Source organism: Agrobacterium sp. 22-209-1, assembly GCF_053522485.1.
In genome coordinates, this window is record NZ_JBNWCH010000007.1 from 213,590 (window position 1) to 236,388 (window position 22,799).

The window sequence follows — 22,799 nt, forward strand, 5'->3', positions numbered from 1 at the left end:
AAGCCCGGGAAACGGGCGATCCCCGCAATTATGCGACTTACGGAGATAAAAAAATGGCAGTGAGTGCTAACCGGCTTGAGCTTCTGCAGATCGCCGATGCTGTGGCGCGCGAAAAGGTCATCGACCGCGAAATCGTGCTTGCCGCAATGGCCGACGCTATCCAGAAAGCCGCCCGCTCGCGCTATGGTTCGGAAACCAACATCCGCGCCGACATCAACTCCAAGACCGGCGAAATCCGCCTGCAGCGTCTTCTGGAAGTTGTCGAAGCGGCTGAGGACTATTCGACCCAGATCCCGCTGGAGCTCGCCCGCGACCGCAACCCCGACGCCAAGCTCGGCGACTTCATCGCCGATCCGCTGCCGCCGATGGACTTCGGCCGTATCGCCGCCCAGTCCGCCAAGCAGGTGATCGTGCAGAAGGTACGTGAAGCCGAGCGCGACCGTCAGTATGACGAATTCAAGGACCGTATCGGCGAAATCGTCAACGGCACCGTCAAGCGCGTCGAATACGGCAATGTCATCGTCGATCTCGGCCGTGGCGAAGGCATCATCCGTCGCGACGAGATGATCCCGCGCGAAAACATGCGTTATGGCGACCGTGTGCGCGCCTATGTCTACGACGTTCGCCGCGAACAGCGTGGCCCGCAGATTTTCCTGTCGCGTACGCATCCGCAATTCATGGTGAAGCTCTTCACCATGGAAGTCCCGGAAATCTACGACGGCATCATCCAGATCAAGTCGGTTGCCCGTGACCCCGGTTCGCGCGCCAAGATCGCCGTCATCTCGAACGATAGCTCGATCGATCCGGTCGGCGCCTGCGTCGGTATGCGCGGTTCGCGCGTCCAGGCCGTTGTCGGCGAACTTCAGGGTGAGAAGATCGACATAATTCCGTGGAGCCAGGAGCCGGCGTCCTTCATCGTCAACGCCCTGCAGCCGGCGGAAGTCGCCAAGGTCGTTCTGGATGAAGAATCCGAGCGTATCGAAGTGGTTGTTCCCGACGAGCAGCTGTCGCTCGCCATCGGCCGCCGCGGTCAGAACGTGCGTCTGGCATCGCAGCTGACCGGCTGGGATATCGACATCATGACCGAGCAGGAAGAATCCGAGCGTCGCCAGAAGGAATTCAACGAGCGCACGGCCCTCTTCATGGAAGCCCTCGACGTCGACGAAATGGTCGGCCAGGTTCTGGCTTCGGAAGGCTTCGCGCAGGTTGAAGAACTCGCTTATGTCGATCTCGACGAAATTACCTCGATCGATGGCTTCGATGAAGACACCGCCGATGAAATCCAGACCCGCGCCCGCGAATATCTGGAGCGCCTGGAAGCCGAAATGGATGCCAAGCGCAAGGAACTCGGCGTTTCCGACGAGCTGCGCCAGATCGATGGCCTGACTTCGCAGATGATGGTTGCGCTCGGTGAAGACGGCATCAAGACCATCGAGGACTTTGCCGGCTGTGCAGCGGACGATCTGGTTGGCTGGAGCGAGCGCAAGGACGGCGAGACGAAGAAGTTCGAAGGCATCTTCTCCAAGCTCGACGTTTCGCGCGTCGAGGCCGAAAACATGGTGGTGCAGGCTCGCCTTCTGGCAGGCTGGATCACCGCCGAAGAGCTCGCTTCCGAACAGGAAGCCGATGCGGAAGCTGCCGAGGAGGCGGATACCGCCGAACAGGAATGACATCGCAGGCGCATGAGCCGGACGATCTGCCCGAAACGGATGACGACGGGCGGATCAAGGGCGACGTCAATGGACGTATGTGCATTGTGACACGGCAGAGCGGATCGCCGGATGAGCTGATCCGCTTCGTCGCAGGACCGGACGGCACCGTCGTGCCGGACCTGAAACGCCAATTGCCGGGGCGCGGTTGCTGGGTGACACCCGAGCGCGCCCTGATCGAGAAGGCCATCGCGAAGAAGCTCTTCGCGCGGGCTCTCAAACGCGACGTCAAGGCCGGGGCCGAGCTTCTTACTCTTCTCGACCGGCTGATGGCGCAGCATGTGGCTGGTATGATGAATATGGCGCGCAAGGCGGGCCAGTTCATCAGCGGCGCGACGAAAGTCGATGCTGCCGTCCGGTCCGGGAACGCGATTGCCGTGTTTCACGCGACCGATGCTGCGGCCGATGGCGTCAGAAAACTGGACCAGGCCCGCAAGGCCTGGGCGCTCGGCAGCGATGCCGGCAATGAAATTCCGTCCTTCCGGCTCTTTAGCGAAGCCGAAATGGACGAGTTGATGGGCCAGAATGCTTTTATCCATGCCTGCGCGCTTGCAGGGCAGGCGGGTGAGGGTGTAGTGAAGCGCGCAACGATGCTTGAGCAGTACCGCCTTGGCGGCCAATCTCAGGCGGAACGCGACGCTGCCCGGACAGAACAATGACGCGGTTAACCGACATCAACGGTCGCCGCGTTCCGATGCAGCAATTGAACGACGAGGCCTGATGGACGTCATCCGGTTCTCGTCCGAAGGAACGGGAACGGAATGACCGACAACAACGACGACAAGACACTTAACGCACAGCCTAAGAAGACTCTCACCCTCAAGCCGGGCGGGATGAATCAGGGCACCGTGCGGCAGGATATGGGTCGAGGTCGCACGAACGCGGTTGTCGTGGAAACACGCAAGCGCCGCCCCCTGCGTCCGGAAGACGAGAAGCAGGTTCATTCGACCGCAGCGCCCGCTCCGAAGCCGGCCGCCCCTGCCCCCGCGGCAGCACCGCGTCCGCAGGCTCCGCAGCCGCGCATCCACCAGCCCAGCGGCCAGCAGCAGCGTCCAGGTTCCTCCCAGTCGCAGCAGCGTCCCGGCTCGTCCGCACCGCAGCAGCGCCAGCCTGAGCGTCCGCGCGGGAACGTCCTGCACGATCTGTCCGCAGGCGAGATGGAAGCCCGCCGCCGCGCGCTGATGGAAGCGCAGGCTCGTGACGTGATCGAAGCCAAGCAGCGGGCCGAAGACGAAGCCCGCCGCAAGGTCGAGGAAGAACGCCGCATTGCCGCCGAGAAGGAAGAAGCTGCGCGCCGTGCCGCCGAGGAAGCCGAAGCCGCCAAGGTGGCGGCAAGCCAGCCGGCCGTGGAAGCGAAATCCGAACAGGCCGCTGAAAAGCCGGTAGTCGCCACTCAGCCGGCGCCGCGCTCGGATGCTCGCCCTCAGTCCGCCGCTGCCGCACCTGGTCGCGCAACCACGGAAACCGTCGCTCCGCGTGGGCGTCGCACCGATGGCGACGATGAGGACGATCGCGGTGCACGCCGTGGTAACCTGCCGGTCCGTGGCAAGGTTGCAGCACCTGCACCTGCGAAGCCCGCCGCCCGCCTGAAGACCGAAGAAGAACGCCGTCGCGGCAAACTTACGGTCACCTCGTCCAATCTGGATGAAGACGGCACACCGCGCGGCCGCTCCATGGCATCCATGCGCCGCCGTCAAGAGAAATTCCGCCGCAGCCAGATGCAGGAAACCCGTGAAAAGGTTATGCGCGAAGTGATCCTGCCGGAAACCATTACCATTCAGGAACTGTCACAGCGCATGTCCGAACGCGCCGTCGACGTCATCAAGTTCCTGATGAAGGAAGGCCAGATGATGAAGCCGGGCGACGTAATCGACGCCGATCTGGCCGAACTGATCGCGGTCGAATTCGGCCATACCGTCAAGCGCGTTTCCGAATCCGACGTCGAAGAAGGCATCTTCAACCAGACGGACGATGAAGGCGAAATGGTTTCCCGCCCGCCCGTCGTCACCATCATGGGTCACGTCGACCACGGCAAGACCTCGCTGCTCGACGCCATCCGTCAGGCGAATGTGGTTGCCGGTGAAGCCGGTGGCATCACCCAGCATATCGGTGCTTATCAGGTCGAGAAGAACGGCCAGAAGATCACCTTCATCGACACCCCCGGCCACGCCGCCTTCACGGCCATGCGTGCCCGTGGTGCACAGGCGACGGATATTGCCGTTCTGGTGGTCGCCGCAGACGACAGCGTCATGCCGCAGACGATCGAATCCATCAACCATGCCAAGGCGGCGGGTGTTCCGATCGTCGTTGCGATCAACAAGATCGACAAGCACGAGGCAAACCCTGAGAAGGTTCGTCAGCAGCTCCTGCAGCACGAAGTCTTCGTGGAATCGATGGGCGGTGAAGTGCTTGACGTGGAAGTGTCGGCCAAGAAACTGCTTGGTCTCGACAAACTGCTCGAAGCGATCCTGCTGCAGGCTGAAATTCTCGACCTCAAGGCAGATCCGAACCGTACCGCGGAAGGCACCGTCATCGAAGCGGAACTCGACCGCGGCCGCGGCGCCGTCGCTACAGTTCTCGTGCAGAAGGGCACGCTGAAGCCCGGTCAGATCATCGTGGCCGGTGACCAGTGGGGCCGCGTTCGCGCCCTCGTCAACGACAAGGGCGAACACGTCAAGGAAGCCGGTCCGGCTATGCCTGTCGAGATTCTCGGTCTTTCCGGCACGCCATCTGCCGGTGACCGTTTCGCGGTTGTCGAAAACGAAAGCCGTGCTCGCGAGATTTCCGAGTACCGCCAGCGTCTGGCACGCGACAAGGCTGTCGCCCGTCAGACGGGCCAGCGCGGTTCGCTGGAACAGATGATGAGCCAGTTGCAGACTTCGGGAATGAAGGAATTCCCGCTGGTCATCAAGGCCGACGTGCAGGGCTCGGTCGAAGCCATTATCGCTTCGCTCGACAAGCTCGGCACCGACGAGGTCCGCGCTCGTATCGTTCACTCGGGCGCTGGTGCCATCACGGAATCGGATATCTCGCTTGCCGAGGCCTCCAACGCCGCGATCATCGGCTTCAACGTTCGCGCCAACGCACAGGCCCGTACGGCCTCCGAACGCGCCGGTATCGAAATCCGCTACTACAACATCATCTACGATCTGGTGGATGACGTGAAGGCGGCGATGTCGGGCCTGCTTTCGCCGGAACGTCGCGAGACCTTCCTCGGCAATGCCGAAATCCTCGAGGTGTTCAACATCACGAAGGTCGGCAAGGTCGCGGGTTGCCGCGTCGTCGAAGGCAAGGTGGAGCGTGGTGCAGGTGTTCGTCTGGTTCGCGACAACGTCGTCATCCACGAAGGCAAGCTCAAGACCCTCAAGCGCTTCAAGGACGAAGTGGCAGAAGTGCCGGTCGGTCAGGAATGCGGTATGGCCTTCGAAAACTACGAAGACATCCGCGCCGGCGACACCATCGAGTGCTTCCGCGTCGAACACATCACGAGAACGCTCTAAAGCATTTCCAGGAAAAGTGGATCCCCGGTTTTCCGTCCGGAAATGCGATAGAACAAAGAGCGTTCTCGCCGCAAAACAGGACTTTACTGTCGGGCGCCGGCTTAACCGGCGCTCGCTCCGTTTGAGGCATAACCCATGGCAAAAGCTACATCATCGGCCCCTTCCCAACGCATGCTGCGCGTTGGCGAACAGGTGCGCGCCGCCCTGACACAAATTCTCCAGCGCGGCGAAGTCCGCGACGATCTGATCGAAAGCACCGTCATTTCCATTTCGGAAGTGCGAATGTCTCCCGATCTCAAGATCGCTACCGCCTACGTGACGCCGCTTGGCGTTGCCGATCACACCGACATCATCACGGCACTCAACCGCCACGCCAAGTTCATGCGTGGTCGCCTCGGTCCGCAGCTTCGGCAGATGAAATACATGCCGGAACTGCGTTTCCGCGACGATACGAGTTTCGACAATTACCAGAAGATCGACGCGCTCCTGCGCTCACCCGAAGTGCAGCGCGATCTTGGGCCTTCAAACGAAAAAGACGACGAACAGAACTGAAGCATGTCCAAACCACGCAAACAGCAGAACCGCAAACCCAAGGGCCGTCCGATTTCGGGCTGGCTGATCCTCGACAAACCGCTCGATTTCGGCTCCACCGAGGCCGTTTCCAAGATCAAGTGGCTGTTCAACGCCCAGAAGGCCGGCCATGCCGGCACGCTCGATCCGCTCGCGTCCGGCATGCTGCCGATCGCGCTCGGTGACGCCACCAAGACGGTGCCTTACGTCATGGACGGCCGGAAGATCTACGAATTCACCGTGACCTGGGGCGAGCAACGCGCGACCGACGATCTGGAAGGCGAGGTGGTCGATTCCTCTGATCGGCGCCCGGACGAACAGGCAATCCGCGATATTCTACCCCATTATACCGGCGTGATCATGCAGACTCCGCCGCAATTTTCCGCCATCAAGATCGCCGGCGAGCGTGCCTATGATCTGGCGCGAGACGGCGAGACCGTGGAAATTCCCGCACGCGAGGTGGAAATCCATCGCCTGACGCTGCTGGCCTGCCCCGATGCCGATACAGCGCATTTTGAAGTGGAGTGCGGCAAGGGCACCTATGTGCGGGCGCTGGCGCGCGACATGGGCCGCGATCTCGGCTGTTTCGGCCATATCTCGGAACTGCGCCGCACCATGGTCGCACCCTTCGGCGAAGAGATGATGGTGCCGCTCGAAACGCTGACGGCACTGGAAGCCATGGAAGACCGCGACGAGCGGTTGGAAGCGCTGGATGCCTATCTGATCGATACGGCGGAGGCGCTTTCCGCCCTTCCCCGCCTCATCATCAACGACGACCAGGCGCACCGGCTGAAGATGGGCAACCCCATCTTGCTGCGCGGGCGCGACGCGCCCGCCAACCATCCGGAAGCCTATGCCACTGCGCATGGCAAGCTCGTCGCCATCGGCGAGATCGGCGAAGGCGAGTTCCGGCCGAAGCGGGTTTTCGGCTGAGCCGGGCGGCGCAGGCGGGAATCAATCGCCTCTTTCCATTGCACCCGGAATAGTTTATAGGCAGCGCCAGCTTAGGCTTTGCCTGCGCTACTGAATGGCCAGAGCTGGACGACATCCCGGCTCTTTGGCGTCCCATTTTTCCTTAAAATAGAAAGGATCGTCCGATGTCGATTACTGCAGAGCGCAAAGCCGCCCTCATCAAGGAATATGCCACGAAGGAAGGCGACACCGGTTCTCCGGAAGTTCAGGTCGCTATCCTGACCGAGCGGATCAACAACCTGACCGGTCACTTCAAGGACCACAAGAAGGACAACCACTCCCGTCGTGGCCTTCTGACGCTGGTTTCGAGCCGTCGTTCGCTTCTCGACTATCTGAAGAAGAAGGACGAAGCCCGTTACTCCAAGCTGATCGGTGCTCTCGGCATTCGCCGCTAATAACTTCTCCGGCGGGTTTCGCAACGATGCCCGCCGGTTTTTATATCCGGTCTTTTGAGGCCGCATGAATTTCCGGGCGCTTACCGCTGATGTGGCCCCCGGACGATAAGGGTGACCCGGATGGGCCGGTGCCGCCTTTTTCAACCGCAGACCTGTCATGGGGCAGGATTGCCGGATGCTTGCTTGTCGAAAGCCTCCCGCTGTCTTGCCCGTGATTGCGTCACCGCGCTGCCACCGCCGGCACGATACCGGTGCGGCAGCCACAACCAAGGACAAGATATGTTCAATCAACACTCCGTGGAAATCGAATGGGCAGGCCGCCCGCTGAAGCTCGAGACCGGCAAGGTTGCCCGTCAGGCTGACGGCGCCGTCATCGCAACCTACGGCGAGACGATGGTTCTCGCGACTGTGGTTTCCGCAAAGTCTCCGAAGCCAGGCCAGGACTTCTTCCCGCTCACCGTCAACTACCAGGAAAAGACCTACGCAGCCGGCAAGATCCCCGGCGGCTACTTCAAGCGCGAAGGCCGCCCGAGCGAAAACGAGACCCTCGTTTCGCGCCTGATCGACCGCCCGATCCGCCCGCTCTTCCCTGAAGGCTACAAGAACGACACGCAGGTCGTCGTCACCGTTATCCAGCACGATCTGGAAAACAATCCGGACGTCCTATCGATGGTTGCGGCTTCCGCAGCGCTGACGCTCTCTGGCGTTCCCTTCATGGGCCCGGTTGGCGGCGCGCGCGTTGGCTACATCAACGGTGAATATGTCCTTAACCCGCATCTGGACGAAATGGACGAGTCTGTTCTCGATCTCGTCGTTGCCGGTACGCAGGACGCCGTTTTGATGGTTGAGTCCGAGGCCAAGGAACTCAACGAAGAAATCATGCTCGGCGCCGTCATGTTCGGTCATCGCGGCTTCCAGCCGGTTATCGACGCGATCATCAAGCTCGCCGAAGTTGCCGCCAAGGAACCGCGCGAATTCGAACCGGAAGATTTTTCCGCTCTCGAAAACGAAATGCTCGGTCTTGCTGAAACCGAACTGCGCGCCGCCTACAAGATCACCGAAAAGGCCGCCCGTTACGCCGCCGTCGACGCCGTCAAGGCCAAGGTGAAGGCACACTTCCTGCCGGAAGAAGGCGAAGCCAAGTACACGCCGGAAGAAATCGGCGCTGTCTTCAAGCACCTTCAGGCCAAGATCGTTCGCTGGAACGTTCTGGACACCAAGAGCCGCATCGACGGCCGCGACCTGTCGACCGTTCGTCCGATCGTTTCGGAAGTTGGCCTGCTGCCGCGTACCCACGGTTCGGCGCTGTTCACCCGCGGCGAGACCCAGGCGATCGTTGTTGCGACCCTCGGCACCGGCGAAGACGAGCAGTATGTCGACAGCCTCACCGGCATGTACAAGGAACGCTTCCTGCTGCACTATAACTTCCCGCCCTACTCGGTCGGCGAAACAGGCCGCATGGGTTCCCCGGGCCGTCGCGAAATCGGTCACGGCAAGCTCGCATGGCGCGCTATCCGCCCGATGCTGCCGACTGCAGAGCAGTTCCCATACACGCTACGCGTTGTTTCCGAAATCACCGAGTCCAACGGCTCCTCGTCGATGGCAACCGTTTGCGGCACCTCGCTTGCACTGATGGACGCCGGCGTTCCGCTGGCAAAGCCGGTTGCCGGTATCGCCATGGGCCTGATCCTCGAAGGCGAGCGCTTTGCGGTTCTCTCCGATATCCTCGGTGACGAAGACCACCTCGGCGACATGGACTTCAAGGTCGCAGGTACGGCCGACGGCATCACCTCGCTTCAGATGGACATCAAGATCGCCGGTATCACCGAAGAGATCATGAAGATCGCTCTCGAGCAGGCACAGGGTGGCCGCAAGCACATTCTCGGCGAAATGGCCAACGCCATCACCGAGAGCCGCGGCCAGCTCGGCGAATTTGCACCGCGCATCGAAGTCATGAACATTCCGGTCGACAAGATCCGTGAAGTCATCGGCTCCGGCGGCAAGGTCATTCGCGAAATCGTCGAAAAGACCGGCGCGAAGATCAACATCGAAGACGACGGCACCGTCAAGATCGCCTCTTCTTCCGGCAAGGAAATCGAAGCGGCCCGCAAGTGGATCCACTCGATCGTTGCGGAACCGGAAGTCGGCGCCATCTATGAAGGCACTGTTGTCAAGACCGCTGACTTCGGCGCTTTCGTCAACTTCTTCGGCGCGCGTGACGGCCTCGTCCACATCTCGCAGCTCGCTTCCGAGCGTGTTGCCAAGACCTCCGACGTCGTCAAGGAAGGCGACAAGGTCTGGGTCAAGCTGATGGGCTTCGACGAGCGCGGCAAGGTTCGCCTGTCCATGAAGGTTGTCGACCAGGCGACCGGCAAGGAAGTCGTTGCAGACAAGAAGAAGGAAGACGGCGAAGCCGCTGCCGAATAAGGCAGCCCCGCCAGACCCTATCGAGGCGCGGGTTTTGCCCGCGCCTTTTTTCTATTTGACCTTGAGGATGCTCCCATGAGCCGTGACGCCGTGAAAACCCTTTTCCACCCCTTTGCCTCGGACATGCTTTCCATGCCGAAGGAGGGCGAACGCGTTCTGTTTCTGGGAGCGGAAGCCGGTCCGCGGCTGGATGGATTCGACGCGGAGATCGTCGCGGTTCAACATCTACGTCCGCTTTATCGTGCTCTGCAGGCTCAAGGCGCAGAAGTGACTCCTGATATTTCGGGCGAAGATTACGATGTGGCTCTGCTGCTTTGCGGCAAACATCGCGGCGAGAATGAAAACCGCGTCGCCGAAGCGCTTTCGCGCGTAAAGGCCGGCGGCCTCATCGTCGCAGCCGGATCGAAAGAAGACGGTATCGTGACGCTGCGCAAGACGCTGACGAAACTTGGCATCGAAGCGGAATCGACACCAAAATACCATGGCGTCGCGCTCTGGTTCAAACGACCGGACGATGTTGCGGCCGTCGTATCGAAGCTCGCCCAGAGGCCGGTAACGGTTGAAGGCCGCTTCACCGCCCTCCCCGGCATGTTTTCCCATGACCGCGTGGATGACGGCTCGGAACTGCTCGCATCGCGCCTGCCGACCGATTTTGACGGCAACGCCGCCGATTTCGGCGCGGGCTGGGGTTACCTCTCCGTCATGCTGGCCGAGAAATCGCCGCGCACGGCCCGTATCGATCTGTTCGAAGCAGACTGGAACGCGCTGGAATTTGCAAAGACCAATCTTCTCGAAAACAATCCGCGGCTGACGGCGCGCTTCTTCTGGCAGGATCTGGCAAACGAGCCGCCGAAGGAAAAATACGACCTCATCATCATGAACCCGCCTTTCCATGCGGCGGGACAGGCAGCAGAACCTGCCCTCGGTCAGGCCTTCATCAAGGCTGCCGCCGGCGCGCTGCGCAGCGGCGGCAAGCTGCTGATGGTCGCCAATCGCGGCATGCCCTATGAGCCGGTGCTCGCGGCTGAATTCCGCACCAGCACTGAAGTGTGCCGCAACGCCCGCTTCAAGATTCTGAGCGCCCAGAAATAATCAAGGCCGCGGAATAATCAGCTCAACAGCCATGCCCATAGCGACACGGAAAGAACGCCGGTCGCTGTGGAAATGCTGATGGTGGAGGCGGCAACGCTGTGGCCGATGCCGAAGCGGTTGGCGATAAGCCAGGCATTCACCCCCGTCGGCACCGACGAGGTGAGCACGAGCGCCGCCGTCCATTCCCGGCTGAGACCGAGCGCATGACCCATTGCCCACACACAGGCGGGCAGCAGCAGGAGCTTGAACACCGTCATGGTGACGGCAATACCCATATTGCCGCGAATGGTGTATTTGGTCAGCGCCATGCCGAGCGAAATAAGCGCCGCCGGCCCCGCCATAGACGCGATCTGATCGACCACGGTTTTCAGAATGGGCGTTAATGCGACGCCGGAGACATTGGTCGAAAGCCCGATGACAAGGCCGATCACCAGCGGATTGGTGATGAGATTGCGGCCCACCTGCCTGAACACCGCAGCCATGCTGCGCCTTTCGCCGCCGACCGCCTTGTGTGTGGCGTTTTCCATGAGGATCGTGCCGGCGATCATCATCACCGGCAGGTGAATGGCGAGCAGGATGGAGAGAGCCACCAGCCCCTCATCGCCAACGGAGCGTCCGACCAACGGCAGGCCGATGAAGATATTGTTCGCAAATGCTGAGGAAATGCCGGCAATGACGGCAATGCGCATATCCTGCCTGAAGACATAACGGGTGACGATATGCCCGACCGTCCAGGTGACGGTCACGCCGGCGAAATAGGTGATCCAGAGCCGGAACGGCGATGCGCCGTGAAAATTCGCTTCCGCAAGCGTGCGGAAGATCAATGTCGGCACCGCGATCTTGAACACGAAGTCGCTGAGAATATCGCCGGCATCGGCCCTGAACAGACCCGCCTTGACGGTGAGCCACCCGATAAGGATGAGAATGAAAATCGGGGCGACATTCGCGGCAACGGCAGACATGGAGGGAAAGCTTTCGCGGCTTTTGCGGGAGATAATCCGCTTTAGAGCGTTTTCCACGGGAATGGAATCGCGAAAACGCTCCCACTCTTTGTTTTCTCCACATGGCGCCCAAGAAAGACAAAACTCTTGAGCCGCTTTGGGTAGAAAGCTCATCTTGGCCCGTAAAATCCGCAAGGCCTAACGTTACTAAAAAAGAAAAAGCGGGGTCACCCCCGCCTTTTATGTCCGTTATATGCCGCCAGTACATCCGTGGCGGAGATAACGGTTGAGCCAGAAGACCATCATGTCTTCCATTCCGGTATGCATTCACACACCTTTTGCTCTGACAAATGAAATAACCTACCTACATTACAAGCAGATGACGCGTTTTCGCTCCTCGCGCGGAACCGCATATTTTCTGTTTGGGCTTTTCTTGCCGCCAGAAATGTTTAAGACCTTTCGAAAAATACGCACACCCCGTGCGAAACGGATAGGGCCTATGACGAAATTCGACGTACTGACTGTCGGCAATGCCATCGTCGACATCATTTCCCGCTGCGACGATCGCTTTCTCAACGACAATGCCATTACCAAAGGCGCAATGAACCTCATCGATGCGGAACGGGCGGAGCTGCTTTATTCGCTGATGGGGCCGGCTCTCGAAGCCTCCGGCGGCAGTGCTGGCAACACGGCGGCGGGCGTGGCGAATTTCGGCGGCAGAGCCGCCTATTTCGGCAAGGTGGCCGAAGACCAGCTCGGGGAAATTTTCCAGCACGATATTCGCGCACAGGGTGTTTATTTCGAAACCAAGCCGGAAGGCACGTTCCCGCCGACCGCCCGCTCAATGATCTTCGTGACCGAAGACGGCGAGCGTTCGATGAACACCTATCTCGGCGCCTGTGTCGATCTCGGCCCGGAAGACGTGGAAGAAGATGTGGTGGCTGAGACAAAGGTAACCTATTTCGAAGGTTACCTGTGGGACCCGCCGCGCGCCAAGGACGCCATTCGCGAATGCGCCCGCATTGCGCATGAGAATGGCCGTGAAGTCTCCATGACGCTTTCTGACAGCTTTTGTGTCGGCCGCTATCGCGACGAATTCCTCGACCTGATGCGTTCCGGTACTGTGGACATTGTTTTCGCCAACAAGCAGGAAGCGCTTTCGCTTTACGAAACCGACGACTTCGAGCTTGCACTGACCAGAATCGCCGCCGACTGCAAGATCGCCGCGGTGACGATGAGCGAGGAAGGCGCCGTCATCCTGCGCGGAACGGAACGTGTGAAGGTTGAAGCCTATCCGGTGCATGACGTTGTCGACACGACGGGCGCCGGCGATCTTTTCGCCGCCGGTTTCCTCTTCGGCTATACGCAGGACCGTTCGCTTGAAGATTGCGGCAAGCTTGGCTGCCTTGCGGCTGCCGCCGTCATTCAGCAGATCGGCCCGCGCCCCATGTCATCGCTCAAGGCGCTCGGTGAGAAGCACAGCCTTATTTAAAGGCTTCGCCCGGGTAAGCGCCCCAGATTTCGCCCTGCGAAACCCAGCCCGAGGCCTGACCGGCCTCGGCGCGGCACCAGTCGCCATTGCATTCGCCGATCCTGAAGACGACGCCCGGCTCAAGCCGCGCCACAACGGCAGCGCCCGACTGCGCCTCGCGGCGCATGTTCACGTAAACTTCCTTGCCCTTGCCACGCATCCACGGGGCCGCAACGGCCGTTCGCTCACCGGAGAGCAGGGCCTGATTGACCCAGCCTTCCGTACCATCGGCATCGCGGATGCGCCGCCAGTTTTCATATTCCTGGATGATTTCGACCGGCATTCCCGATTTCAAATACATCCAGGACACGGCATAATCCGTACTCGGGCCGATGCGCATATTGACGCGCTTTGATTTCAGGCTGACAAAACGCGGCAGCGGCAGGCCGCTTGCGCCTTTGGCGGCGCCCTGCGCCATGACTTCGGTTGCCGCACCGAAGAGGCCCAAAGACAATGCAATGCAAACGATAGAAACCACACTGCGCATGCCCATTTCCGTTTCCCGCCTTCTGCAAACCGGATGATATCTAAGGAGGCTCGTTTCCACATGCCTCAAGCTTCAGCGAGTTTTGTTTGTCTTCGCCGGTGGGTCTGGTAGAAACGCCCTGATTGAAAGAAATTATCGCTCTTTCTGGTTAATGACTTCTGAACAAGGCAGCGGCAAACGATGACCCACAAGAAGAGACCGACAGTCTATATAACCCGCAAATTGCCTGACGTCGTCGAAACCAGAATGCGCGAACTCTTCGATGCCGAACTGAATATAGACGATACGCCGCGCAGCGAGACGGAGCTTGTCGCCGCCATGCAAAGGGTAGACGTGCTCGTGCCCACCGTTACCGACCGCATCACCGCGGCGATGATTGAGCAGGCAGGACCGCAACTGAAACTCATCGCCAGCTTCTCCAACGGTATCGACCATGTGGATGTGGATGCCGCGGCCCGAAAGGGCATTACCGTCACCAACACGCCCAATGTGCTGACTGAGGACAGCGCCGACATCACCATGGCTCTCGTGCTCGCCGTGCCGCGCCGCATGATCGAAGGCACGCGGGTGCTTGCCAATGGCGCGGACGAGTGGCTCGGCTGGTCGCCGACATGGATGCTGGGACGGCGCATTTCCGGCAAGCGCATCGGCATTGTCGGGATGGGCCGCATCGGAACGGCGGTGGCACGGCGCGCCAAGGCCTTTGGCCTCTCCATTCATTATCACAATCGCAAACGCGTCAATCCGGCAACGGAAGCAGAGCTTGAAGCGACCTATTGGGACAGTCTCGACCAGATGCTGGCGCGGGTGGATATCGTCTCCGTCAATTGCCCCTCGACGCCCGCGACCTATCACCTGATCTCGGCCCGGCGGCTGGCCCTGATGCAGCCCACCAGCTACATCGTCAATACCGCGCGCGGCGATATTATCGACGAGGCGGCGATGATCCAGTGCCTGCGCGAAGACAAGATCGCAGGCGCCGGTCTCGATGTCTATGAGAACGAGCCTGCCGTAAACCCCAAGCTCATCAAGCTGGCCAAGGAAGGCAAGGTCGTGCTGCTTCCGCATATGGGCTCTGCAACAATCGAGGGCCGTATCGAGATGGGTGACAAGGTCATCATCAACATCCGCACGCTATTCGACGGCCACCGTCCGCCGAACCGGGTGCTGCCGGGGCGGAACTGAGCCGGTTCAGCCGAGGAATTTGGTCATTTCGATCGAGGTCGTGCGATTATAGCCGGCATGGGCGTTTTCGGCGGTCTTGACGAAACCCCAGGCGGCGAATTTGGTATGATTAGCGATAAGCTCGATGCGAGTTTCCAGCCGCAGCGCCGGTAACGCCAATTCGCGGGCGAGCGCTTCGGCCTGCTCCAGCAGCATCCCGCCTATACCCTTTCCCTGCGCTTTGGGGGAAACACAGAGTTTGCCGACATAAAGACAGGCCGGCGGCTCCGGTCGGCAAAATAGGCAACCGACAATCTCATCGCCATCAAGCGCCACGAAAGCGATCTCCGCCCTCGCCTTCTCGGCAAGATTTTCCAGCGTCAGGCGATGAGCCGAAGACGGCGGGTCGATGACGCCATCCATATAAGCGAAGGAGGACACGATAAGCGCCAGCAATTCCTGCCAGCGATCGAACTCCTCCCCGATCCTGACAATCTCCGTCATGGTTTTTTCCCTCCTGGACGCCGCTTGTATCGCACGGTTTCGAAACGGGCCGACAGGGCGTCATAGAGGAGCAGGCGGCCGATCAACGGCTCTCCGGCACCGGTGATAACCTTGATCGCCTCCATGGCCATAAGCGTACCGATAACCCCCGTCAGCGCGCCGACAATGCCTGTTTCCGCGCAACTGGGAATGAGGCCCTGCGGCGGCGGTTCCGGAAACAGGTCACGATAGCCGGGCAGCCGAGCGCCCTCGGTATCTGTCTCATAGGGTTTCAGCACCGTCACCGAACCATCAAAACGGCCGACAGCTCCCGTTACCAATGGTCTTTTCGCAGCCTCCGCGGCATCGGCGGCCGTATAACGCGTATCGAAATTATCCGAGCCGTCTATAAGGAGATCGAAGGATTGCAGATGGTCATGCGCCCAGACCTGCGAAAAGCGCTCTTCATAAACAAGCGTTCGAACATGCGGATTGAGCCGGGCGACGGCCTTGCGCGCGCTCTCCGTCTTCAACTCCCCAATCGTACCGGTATCGTGGATGACCTGTCGCTGCAGATTGGACAGGGAAACCACATCGTCATCGATCATGCCGAGCGTGCCGACGCCGGCAGCGGCAAGATAATGCAGCACAGGAGCGCCGAGACCGCCGGCCCCGATAACCAGCACGCGCGCCGCCTTCAGCCGCTGCTGGCCCACGCCGCCGATTTCCGGCAACAGGATATGGCGCTTGTAACGTTCAATTTCTTCCGGGCTCAGCGGGTCCATGCCGTACTCCATTTCTCTGCCGTCATGCCGTGATGCCCCCATGGGAGACATTAAAGAACTGTGCCCGCTCGCCGAGAGCGGAGAACATGGCCGCATCCGTTCCGGTCATGAAACTCTGACCGCCCAGTGCGTGGATGAGATCGAACAGGGCGGCCCGCCTGCCCTCGTCCAGATGGGCGGCAATTTCGTCCAGCAATAGAACCGGCGCATAACCGGTCATATTGGCTGTCAACTGCGCATGGGCAAGCACCAGCCCCACCAACAACGCTTTTTGCTCTCCGGTCGAACAGCGTTCGGCTTCCATGTCCTTTTCCGCGTGGCGCACGAAAAGATCGACACGGTGCGGCCCCTCCAGCGTGCGGCCTGCGGCCGCGTCCCGATACCTGCCGTCCCGCAGCATAAGACCATATTCGTCTTCCAGATCGACAGCCGGACGGTTGAGCCTGTCATCCATAAAGCCGGCAAGCGACAGCGCCGCGGATGGGAAGGCTGCATTGCCAGCCCTTCCTTCGATCAAGGTCTTCAGCAGGCCGAGCATTTCATAACGGGCGACCGCCATGGAGATGCCGAGTTCCGCCATCTGTTTTTCAATGCCATCCAGCCAGACCGGATCAAAACGGCCTTCCGAAAGCAGGCGGTTGCGGCCACGCATGGCCTTTTCGAAATCGCTTGCGCGCCGGCCGTGACCCGGATCGAGCGACAGGACCAGCCGGTCGAGAAAACGCCGGCGGTCCGATGACGAACCGGTAAAGAGGCCATCCATGGCAGGCGTCAGCCACAGAACCCGCAAATGGTCGGTCAATTCATCGACGGACTTCACCGGCGTGCCGTTCAGCCGCAGGCGACGCGATACCACCTCGCCATCACCTTCGATCCCGGTGCCGATCGCGACCTCACCATCCATGCCCTCGACATCGGCGAAGATCGAAAACCCGGTTGCCTCTGCACCCACGCGGGTGACGTCGGACAGGACGGCACGGCGCAGGCCACGTCCCGGCGAAAGAAACGAAACCGCCTCCAGAAGGTTGGTCTTGCCGGAACCGTTGTCACCGGTCAGCACCACGTGGCGCCCATCAAGCACAAGTGCGGCGGCCGCATAATTGCGGAAGTCCGTGAGTTTAAGTCGGGAAAGCGACACCTTGTTCGTCATCTTTACGGCCTAAAACGAAGCTGGCCGGATGGCAAGGTGGCGAATGCCCGAGCCCATCGACGAGCGTCAAAACCACGCGAATTATTCAGTAGTGGCAACTTTTTTAGCGGGCAGCTATTTATGGACTTTCGTTGTCACCGGTAACCCGTCCATGCGCCTCATTCTTTCTTTCGTTCTTATGATCAGCCTTCTGTCATCCTGCGCCGGACGGCCGGGAGCGGATGTGCTGCAAGCCGTCAATACAAGGGCGAAGGACGCTAAAATCGTTACGGCCTATGTGGCGAGTACGCGTGAAAAAAGCGAAGAGGCAAAAAAGGGGTTCAGCGCCCTTCGCGCGGCCGAGCCGAATTATGCCCGCTTCGATATTTCGATACCACCGACCCACAAGAGTGGAAAAATCGAATGGTCGACTGGAAAACCGGATGCCAAGAAGGATTTCGTCGTCACACAGGCGCAGATGCTGGATAGGGCGAGTTTCAACAGCGACCTCGGCGATATTACGCGATCCCGCAAGCAGATCGCGCTTTTTGTGCACGGTTATAACTACAGCTATCAGGAGGCGCTTTTCCGCGCCGCGCAGATGGCTGCCGATGCCAATCTCGATGGCGTACCTTTGGTTTTTTCCTGGCCATCGCAGGCCAATGTCACAGGCTATGTCGCAGACAAGGAATCGGCGACTTATTCGCGCGATGCCCTTGCCAATCTGCTGACCGATCTCACGCGCCACTCTTCGCGCAGGAACATCGTCGTCTTCGGCCATAGTATGGGCGGTTGGCTGGTCATGGAAGCGTTGCGACAGTTGCGCTTCGAGGGCAGAAACGACGTCATCGCAAAGCTGCAGGTGGTTCTGGCCGCCCCAGATATCGATGCCGATGTCTTCCGCAAGCAGATCGACGTGGTTGGACGCCTAAACCCACCACTCACAGTCCTCGTGTCCAAGGACGACCGCGCCCTGAAAGCGTCTTCTATATTGGGCGCAGACGTGACACGGATTGGCGCACTGGATGTCACCGATCCAAAGGTCCAGGAAGCCGCCCTGAAAGAAGGGGTTCAGTTCGTGGATATCTCCAACCTCAAGGCATCTGACCCGCTCAACCATGACCGCTATGCCGCGCTGGCGTCGCTGGTGCCGCAGCTGGAAGCAAGCCGGAACGGCAACGGCCAAAATGGCATAGGCCGCGCAGGCGCCTTCGTGTTCGATGCGATCGGCGCCACCGTCGCCAGCCCCTTCCGCCTTGCGAGCCAGGTGGTGAACCCGCAATAGCCTTGTGGGTTCACACAGAATTCCCGGCTTCAGAAATCCCAGTCTTCATCCTCGGTGGCGACCGCCTTGCCAATGACATAGGACGAACCGGAGCCTGAGAAGAAGTCGTGATTTTCATCGGCATTGGGCGAGAGCGCCGAGAGAATCGCCGGGTTGACCCGGCAGGCCTCGGCCGGAAACAGCGCCTCATAACCCAGATTCATCAGGGCCTTGTTGGCGTTGTAATGCAGGAACTGCTTGACGTCCTCGGTCAGGCCGACGCCGTCATAGAGGTCTTCGGTATATTTCGCTTCATTGTCGTAAAGTTCGAGCAGGAGATCGAAGGCGAAATCCTTGATCTCCTGGCTCTGCGTTTCGCCGAGACGCTCCACCGCCCGCTGAAACTTGTAGCCGATATAATAGCCATGCACGGCCTCATCGCGGATGATGAGGCGAATGAGGTCCGCCGTGTTGGTGAGCTTGGCGCGGCTTGACCAGAACATCGGCAGGTAGAAGCCGGAATAGAACAGGAAGCTTTCCAGAAAGACGCTGGCGATCTTTTTCTTCAGCGGATCGCCGCTGTCATATTCCCGCATGATGATCGCGGACTTGCGTTGCAGAAACTCGTTTTCCTCCGACCAGCGATAGGCGTCGTCAACGTCAGGCGTGGAGCACAGAGTCGAGAAAATCGACGAATAGGAACGGGCGTGCACCGCCTCCATGAAGGAGATATTCGAAAGCACGGCCTCCTCATGCGGCGTCGCCGAATCCGGCATCAGGCGCACGGCGCCGACGCCGTTCTGAATAGTGTCCAGCAATGTCAGCCCGGTGAAGACACGGATCGTCAGTTTCTGCTCTTCCGGCTTCAACGTCCCCCAGGAGGGGATATCGTTGGAGAGCGGCACCTTTTCCGGTAGCCAGAAATTCGAGGTCAGGCGGTTCCAGACTTCAAGGTCCTTGTCGTCCTCAATGCGGTTCCAGTTGACCGCGCGGATACGGGACGCGGGTTTTACGGCGATATTCATTCTTTTGTCCCTCAAATCAGAGCGTGCAGGAAACGCAGCCCTGAACCTGCGTGCCTTCCAGCGCCATCTGGCGCAACCGAATGTAGTAGATGGTCTTGATGCCCTTCTTCCAGGCGTAGATCTGCGCCCGGTTGATATCGCGCGTCGTGGCCGTATCGCGGAAGAATAGCGTCAGCGACAGACCCTGATCGACATGCTGGGTGGCCGCCGCATAGGTGTCGATGATCTTTTCCGGGCCGATCTCATAGGCATCCTGATAATATTCGAGATTATCGTTCGAGAGATAGGAAGCCGGGTAATAAACTCGGCCGATCTTGCCCTCTTTACGGATCTCGATTTTCGAGACGATGGGATGAATGGAGGAGGTGGAGTGGTTGATATAGGAGATCGAACCCGTTGGCGGTACGGCCTGCAGGTTCTGGTTATAGAGGCCTGATGCCATAACCTCCTGCTTCAGTGCCTTCCAGTCGTCCTGTGTCGGAATGGCAATGCCGGCCTTTTCGAAGAGCTCACGGACCTTTTCCGTCGCGGGCAGCCATTCCCTGTCGGTATATTTGTCGAAATAGTCGCCCGAGGCATATTTGGAGTTCTCAAAGCCCTTGAAGCTCTGGCCCCTTTCCACGGCAAGGCGGTTACTGGCGCGGATGGCGTGATAGGTCACGGTGTAAAAATAGATATTGGTGAAATCGACGCCTTCTTCGGAACCATAGAAAATGCGCTCGCGCGCCAGATAACCGTGCAGGTTCATCTGGCCGAGGCCGATAGCGTGGCTCGCATCATTGCCCTTTTCCACCGAGGGAACGGAGGAAATGTGGCTCATATCCGATACCGCCGTCAGCGCCCGGATGGAGGTCTCGATGGTCTTGCCGAAATCGGCCGAATCCATTGCCGCAGCAATGTTGAGCGAGCCGAGATTGCAGGAAATATCCTTGCCCATTTGGCTATAGGAGAGATCGGCGTTGAACTCGCTCGCTTCGCTGACCTGCAGGATTTCCGAGCAGAGATTGCTCATGCTGATACGGCCGGCAATCGGATTGGCGCGGTTCACCGTATCTTCGAACATGATGTAGGGGTAACCGCTCTCGAACTGGATTTCGGCGATCACCTGGAAGAATTCGCGCGCCTTGATCTTCCTCTTACGGATGCGGCTGTCGGCTACCATTTCATGGTATTTTTCGGTGACCGAGATTTCGGTGAAAGGCACGCCATAGATCCGCTCCACATCATAGGGCGAAAACAGATACATATCCTCATTATTGCGGGCGAGTTCGAAGGTGATATCGGGGATCACCACGCCGAGCGACAGCGTCTTGATGCGGATTTTCTCGTCGGCATTTTCACGCTTGGTATCGAGGAAGCGCATGATATCCGGGTGGTGGGCGTGCAGATAGACCGCGCCGGCACCCTGGCGCGCGCCAAGCTGGTTGGCATAGGAAAAGCTGTCTTCCAGCAGCTTCATCACGGGAATGACGCCGGATGACTGGTTTTCGATCTGCTTGATCGGCGCGCCGGCCTCGCGAATATTGGTCAAGGACAGGGCCACGCCGCCGCCGCGCTTGGAAAGCTGCAACGCCGAATTGATGGAGCGGCCGATGCTTTCCATATTGTCTTCCACACGCAGCAGAAAACACGAGACCAGCTCGCCGCGGCTCTTCTTGCCGGCGTTGAGGAATGTTGGGGTTGCCGGCTGGAAGCGGCCGGAAATGATCTCATCGACCAGATTGCGGGCAAGCTGCTCATCACCGCGCGCAAGGGCCAGCGCCACCATGCAGACGCGATCCTCGTAACGCTCGAGGTAACGTTTTCCGTCGAAAGTCTTCAGCGTGTAGGAGGTATAATATTTGAACGCCCCAAGAAATGTCGGAAAGCGGAATTTCCGGGCATAGGCTTCGTCATAGAGGTCGCGAACGAAATTGAAGGAGTACTGGTCCAGTACCTCCTGCTCGTAATATCCTTCCGCCACCAGATAATCGAGCTTTTCCCTGAGATTATGGAAAAACACAGTGTTCTGGTTGACGTGCTGGAGAAAATATTGCCGGGCAGCCAGGCGATCCTTGTCGAGCTGGATTTTCCCGTTCTCGTCATAAAGGTTCAACATCGCGTTCAGCGCGTGGTAGTCCAGAGCCGCATCAACCGGTTTCTGGCTTGCGGCTACGGGCTGTTTGGCATCCTTGCGCAGCGCGCTTGAGGTCAGCGTGTCCAAAATCGTTCCAATCCATGTTTGACGTTGGCGACATCTTCTTCCGTGCCGAGAAGCTCGAAACGATAGAGAAACGGCACAGCGCATTTACGCGAGACGATATCTCCGGCGGATGCGAAAGCTGCGCCAAAATTCGTGTTGCCCGCCGCTATGACGCCGCGAATGAGATTTCGGTTGGAGGGCTCGTTCAAAAACCGGATGACCGGTTTCGGCACGGCCCCTTTTGTACCCCCACCCCCATAGGTGGGGGTGACGAGCACATAGGGCTCGGACACGTGGGGAACATCTTCCTCAACGCCAAGCGGCAGGCGAAACAATCGCCGTCCCAGTTTCAGAAGGAAACGATGGGTGTTTTCAGAACGGCTGGAATAATAGACGATCAGGCCCATCGCCCTGCCGCCTCAGCTGATCGCGCCGATCATATCCGGCCGGAAACCCGCCCAATGGCGTTCGCCGGCAACGACCACCGGAACCTGCATGTAACCGAGGCCACGAACATGATCGAGCGCGTCAGCATCTTCGGAAATATCGATGATCTCATAGGGAACGCCGATGCGGTCGAGGGCGCGGTAAGTGGCAGTGCATTGGACGCAGGCCGGCTTGCTGTAAACGGTGACGGTCATAATTTCCTCTCTCGAAGCCGGTTTCGGACACGGCTCAACATTGCCGATTGCAATCACAATCGGGCGGCGATGGATCTTTCATTAGGGTGGGCATGCGCAGCTTTTAGCCGCGTAAAATCACTGTCTACGCCGACGAGCGCAGCAACTCAAACAAATGCACTGGCATGACTTCACCCCGAAGCTTGTTCTGGAGGGGGCAGAAAAGGGCGCACGCAAATCATTTGCGTCAGACACCTTCCTCCGGACACCCCGCCCGTGGACGTTTGCGCTCAAGGCAGGTCTCCTGACTTGCGGGTCACAACATCTATTCCAGCCTTCCCGGTGCGCTAAGCTCCAGTGACCCAAATCGGAACGATGCTCGCCGCTTACAGTTGCGGGGGCAGTTTCGGCCTTGCTTCGCCCTGATGGCGTCACGCACCGAATTCCCGTCTTAGCTCCCAATCCTTGCGAATCGGAAGAACCTCGAACACCACATATAGTATATGAGGAATTTTTTGCGTCA

20 protein-coding genes and 1 riboswitch are annotated in these 22,799 nt (G+C 59.4%); of the genes, 11 read left to right on the forward strand and 9 right to left on the reverse strand.

Features of this window, described 5'->3' with window-relative positions; all coding sequences use genetic code 11:
* The first annotated feature begins 53 nt into the window (after positions 1 to 53).
* The 8 genes from nusA to ACQZ48_RS17160 all read left to right on the forward strand — a co-directional run bounded on the left by nusA (position 54) and on the right by ACQZ48_RS17160 (position 10,665).
* Complete coding sequence (gene nusA, locus ACQZ48_RS17125) at positions 54 to 1,670, forward strand: transcription termination factor NusA (protein WP_077983274.1); 1,617 nt, start codon at positions 54 to 56, stop codon at positions 1,668 to 1,670.
* On the forward strand, positions 1,667 to 2,368 hold the full coding sequence (locus ACQZ48_RS17130; protein WP_191217274.1) for an RNA-binding protein: 702 nt from the start codon (positions 1,667 to 1,669) through the stop codon (positions 2,366 to 2,368). Before nusA ends, ACQZ48_RS17130 begins: the two co-directional genes overlap by 4 nt.
* A gap of 102 nt (positions 2,369 to 2,470) precedes the next feature.
* Positions 2,471 to 5,209, forward strand: coding sequence for a translation initiation factor IF-2 (gene infB / locus ACQZ48_RS17135; RefSeq protein ID WP_191217273.1), 2,739 nt, complete (start codon positions 2,471 to 2,473; stop codon positions 5,207 to 5,209).
* A gap of 135 nt (positions 5,210 to 5,344) precedes the next feature.
* Positions 5,345 to 5,761 carry a 30S ribosome-binding factor RbfA gene (gene rbfA, locus ACQZ48_RS17140; RefSeq protein ID WP_004439055.1) on the forward strand — a complete coding sequence of 139 codons (417 nt, stop codon included), beginning with the start codon at positions 5,345 to 5,347 and terminating at the stop codon, positions 5,759 to 5,761.
* Positions 5,762 to 5,764: 3 nt separating this feature from the next.
* A complete protein-coding gene (gene truB, locus ACQZ48_RS17145; RefSeq protein WP_077983278.1) occupies positions 5,765 to 6,712 on the forward strand; it encodes a tRNA pseudouridine(55) synthase TruB in 948 nt (315 codons plus the stop codon).
* A 164-nt stretch (positions 6,713 to 6,876) separates the two neighbouring features.
* On the forward strand, positions 6,877 to 7,146 hold the full coding sequence (gene rpsO / locus ACQZ48_RS17150; RefSeq protein ID WP_003492949.1) for a 30S ribosomal protein S15: 270 nt from the start codon (positions 6,877 to 6,879) through the stop codon (positions 7,144 to 7,146).
* 279 nt (positions 7,147 to 7,425) lie between these two features.
* Positions 7,426 to 9,573, forward strand: a complete 2,148-nt coding sequence (gene pnp / locus ACQZ48_RS17155) for a polyribonucleotide nucleotidyltransferase (RefSeq protein ID WP_077983279.1) — start codon at positions 7,426 to 7,428, stop codon at positions 9,571 to 9,573.
* Positions 9,574 to 9,648: 75 nt separating this feature from the next.
* Positions 9,649 to 10,665 carry a class I SAM-dependent methyltransferase gene (locus tag ACQZ48_RS17160; RefSeq protein WP_448729055.1) on the forward strand — a complete coding sequence of 339 codons (1,017 nt, stop codon included), beginning with the start codon at positions 9,649 to 9,651 and terminating at the stop codon, positions 10,663 to 10,665.
* A gap of 17 nt (positions 10,666 to 10,682) precedes the next feature.
* Here the strand turns inward: ACQZ48_RS17160 and ACQZ48_RS17165 are convergent, their stop codons facing one another.
* Positions 10,683 to 11,627, reverse strand: a complete 945-nt coding sequence (locus ACQZ48_RS17165) for an AEC family transporter (RefSeq protein WP_077983301.1) — start codon at positions 11,625 to 11,627, stop codon at positions 10,683 to 10,685.
* A gap of 478 nt (positions 11,628 to 12,105) precedes the next feature.
* Between ACQZ48_RS17165 and ACQZ48_RS17170 the strand changes: the two genes are divergently transcribed.
* Positions 12,106 to 13,098, forward strand: a complete 993-nt coding sequence (locus ACQZ48_RS17170; RefSeq protein ID WP_191217272.1) for an adenosine kinase — start codon at positions 12,106 to 12,108, stop codon at positions 13,096 to 13,098.
* Here ACQZ48_RS17170 and ACQZ48_RS17175 read toward each other — a convergent pair.
* Positions 13,091 to 13,624, reverse strand: a complete 534-nt coding sequence (locus ACQZ48_RS17175) for an SH3 domain-containing protein (RefSeq protein ID WP_169538602.1) — start codon at positions 13,622 to 13,624, stop codon at positions 13,091 to 13,093. The two genes, ACQZ48_RS17170 and ACQZ48_RS17175, sit on opposite strands and share 8 nt — an antisense overlap.
* A gap of 180 nt (positions 13,625 to 13,804) precedes the next feature.
* Here ACQZ48_RS17175 and ACQZ48_RS17180 point away from each other — a divergent pair, with 180 nt between their 5' ends.
* Positions 13,805 to 14,809 (forward strand): 2-hydroxyacid dehydrogenase, encoded by a 1,005-nt coding sequence (locus ACQZ48_RS17180; protein ID WP_077983282.1) that lies wholly within the window; start codon positions 13,805 to 13,807, stop codon positions 14,807 to 14,809.
* Positions 14,810 to 14,815: 6 nt separating this feature from the next.
* Here the strand turns inward: ACQZ48_RS17180 and ACQZ48_RS17185 are convergent, their stop codons facing one another.
* Genes ACQZ48_RS17185 through recF form a run of 3 tightly spaced genes read right to left on the reverse strand, consistent with a single transcriptional unit; the run spans position 14,816 to position 17,206 of the window.
* The gene (locus ACQZ48_RS17185) at positions 14,816 to 15,292 is read right to left on the reverse strand and encodes a GNAT family N-acetyltransferase (protein ID WP_191217271.1); all 477 of its coding nucleotides are present in this window, start codon (positions 15,290 to 15,292) and stop codon (positions 14,816 to 14,818) included.
* Positions 15,289 to 16,056, reverse strand: coding sequence for a molybdopterin-synthase adenylyltransferase MoeB (locus tag ACQZ48_RS17190; protein WP_191217270.1), 768 nt, complete (start codon positions 16,054 to 16,056; stop codon positions 15,289 to 15,291). The genes ACQZ48_RS17185 and ACQZ48_RS17190 overlap by 4 nt, the downstream gene beginning before the upstream one ends.
* A 22-nt stretch (positions 16,057 to 16,078) precedes the next feature.
* Complete coding sequence (gene recF, locus ACQZ48_RS17195; RefSeq protein WP_137409535.1) at positions 16,079 to 17,206, reverse strand: DNA replication/repair protein RecF; 1,128 nt, start codon at positions 17,204 to 17,206, stop codon at positions 16,079 to 16,081.
* 151 nt (positions 17,207 to 17,357) lie between these two features.
* On the opposite strand from recF, the gene ACQZ48_RS17200 reads away from it, so the two are divergent.
* Positions 17,358 to 18,470 (forward strand): alpha/beta hydrolase, encoded by a 1,113-nt coding sequence (locus ACQZ48_RS17200; protein ID WP_170985420.1) that lies wholly within the window; start codon positions 17,358 to 17,360, stop codon positions 18,468 to 18,470.
* 29 nt (positions 18,471 to 18,499) lie between these two features.
* Here ACQZ48_RS17200 and nrdF read toward each other — a convergent pair whose 3' ends face one another.
* Genes nrdF through nrdH form a run of 4 tightly spaced genes read right to left on the reverse strand, consistent with a single transcriptional unit; the run spans position 18,500 to position 22,297 of the window.
* Positions 18,500 to 19,474, reverse strand: a complete 975-nt coding sequence (gene nrdF, locus ACQZ48_RS17205; protein ID WP_077983288.1) for a class 1b ribonucleoside-diphosphate reductase subunit beta — start codon at positions 19,472 to 19,474, stop codon at positions 18,500 to 18,502.
* A gap of 16 nt (positions 19,475 to 19,490) precedes the next feature.
* Positions 19,491 to 21,677, reverse strand: a complete 2,187-nt coding sequence (gene nrdE, locus ACQZ48_RS17210) for a class 1b ribonucleoside-diphosphate reductase subunit alpha (RefSeq protein ID WP_191217269.1) — start codon at positions 21,675 to 21,677, stop codon at positions 19,491 to 19,493.
* The gene (gene nrdI / locus ACQZ48_RS17215) at positions 21,665 to 22,063 is read right to left on the reverse strand and encodes a class Ib ribonucleoside-diphosphate reductase assembly flavoprotein NrdI (protein ID WP_020812691.1); all 399 of its coding nucleotides are present in this window, start codon (positions 22,061 to 22,063) and stop codon (positions 21,665 to 21,667) included. The genes nrdE and nrdI overlap by 13 nt, the downstream gene beginning before the upstream one ends.
* Before the next feature lie 12 nt (positions 22,064 to 22,075).
* Positions 22,076 to 22,297 carry a glutaredoxin-like protein NrdH gene (gene nrdH / locus ACQZ48_RS17220; RefSeq protein ID WP_020011298.1) on the reverse strand — a complete coding sequence of 74 codons (222 nt, stop codon included), beginning with the start codon at positions 22,295 to 22,297 and terminating at the stop codon, positions 22,076 to 22,078.
* Between the two features lie 256 nt (positions 22,298 to 22,553).
* A riboswitch (cobalamin riboswitch) is annotated at positions 22,554 to 22,777 on the reverse strand.
* Between the last annotated feature and the right edge of the window lie 22 nt (positions 22,778 to 22,799).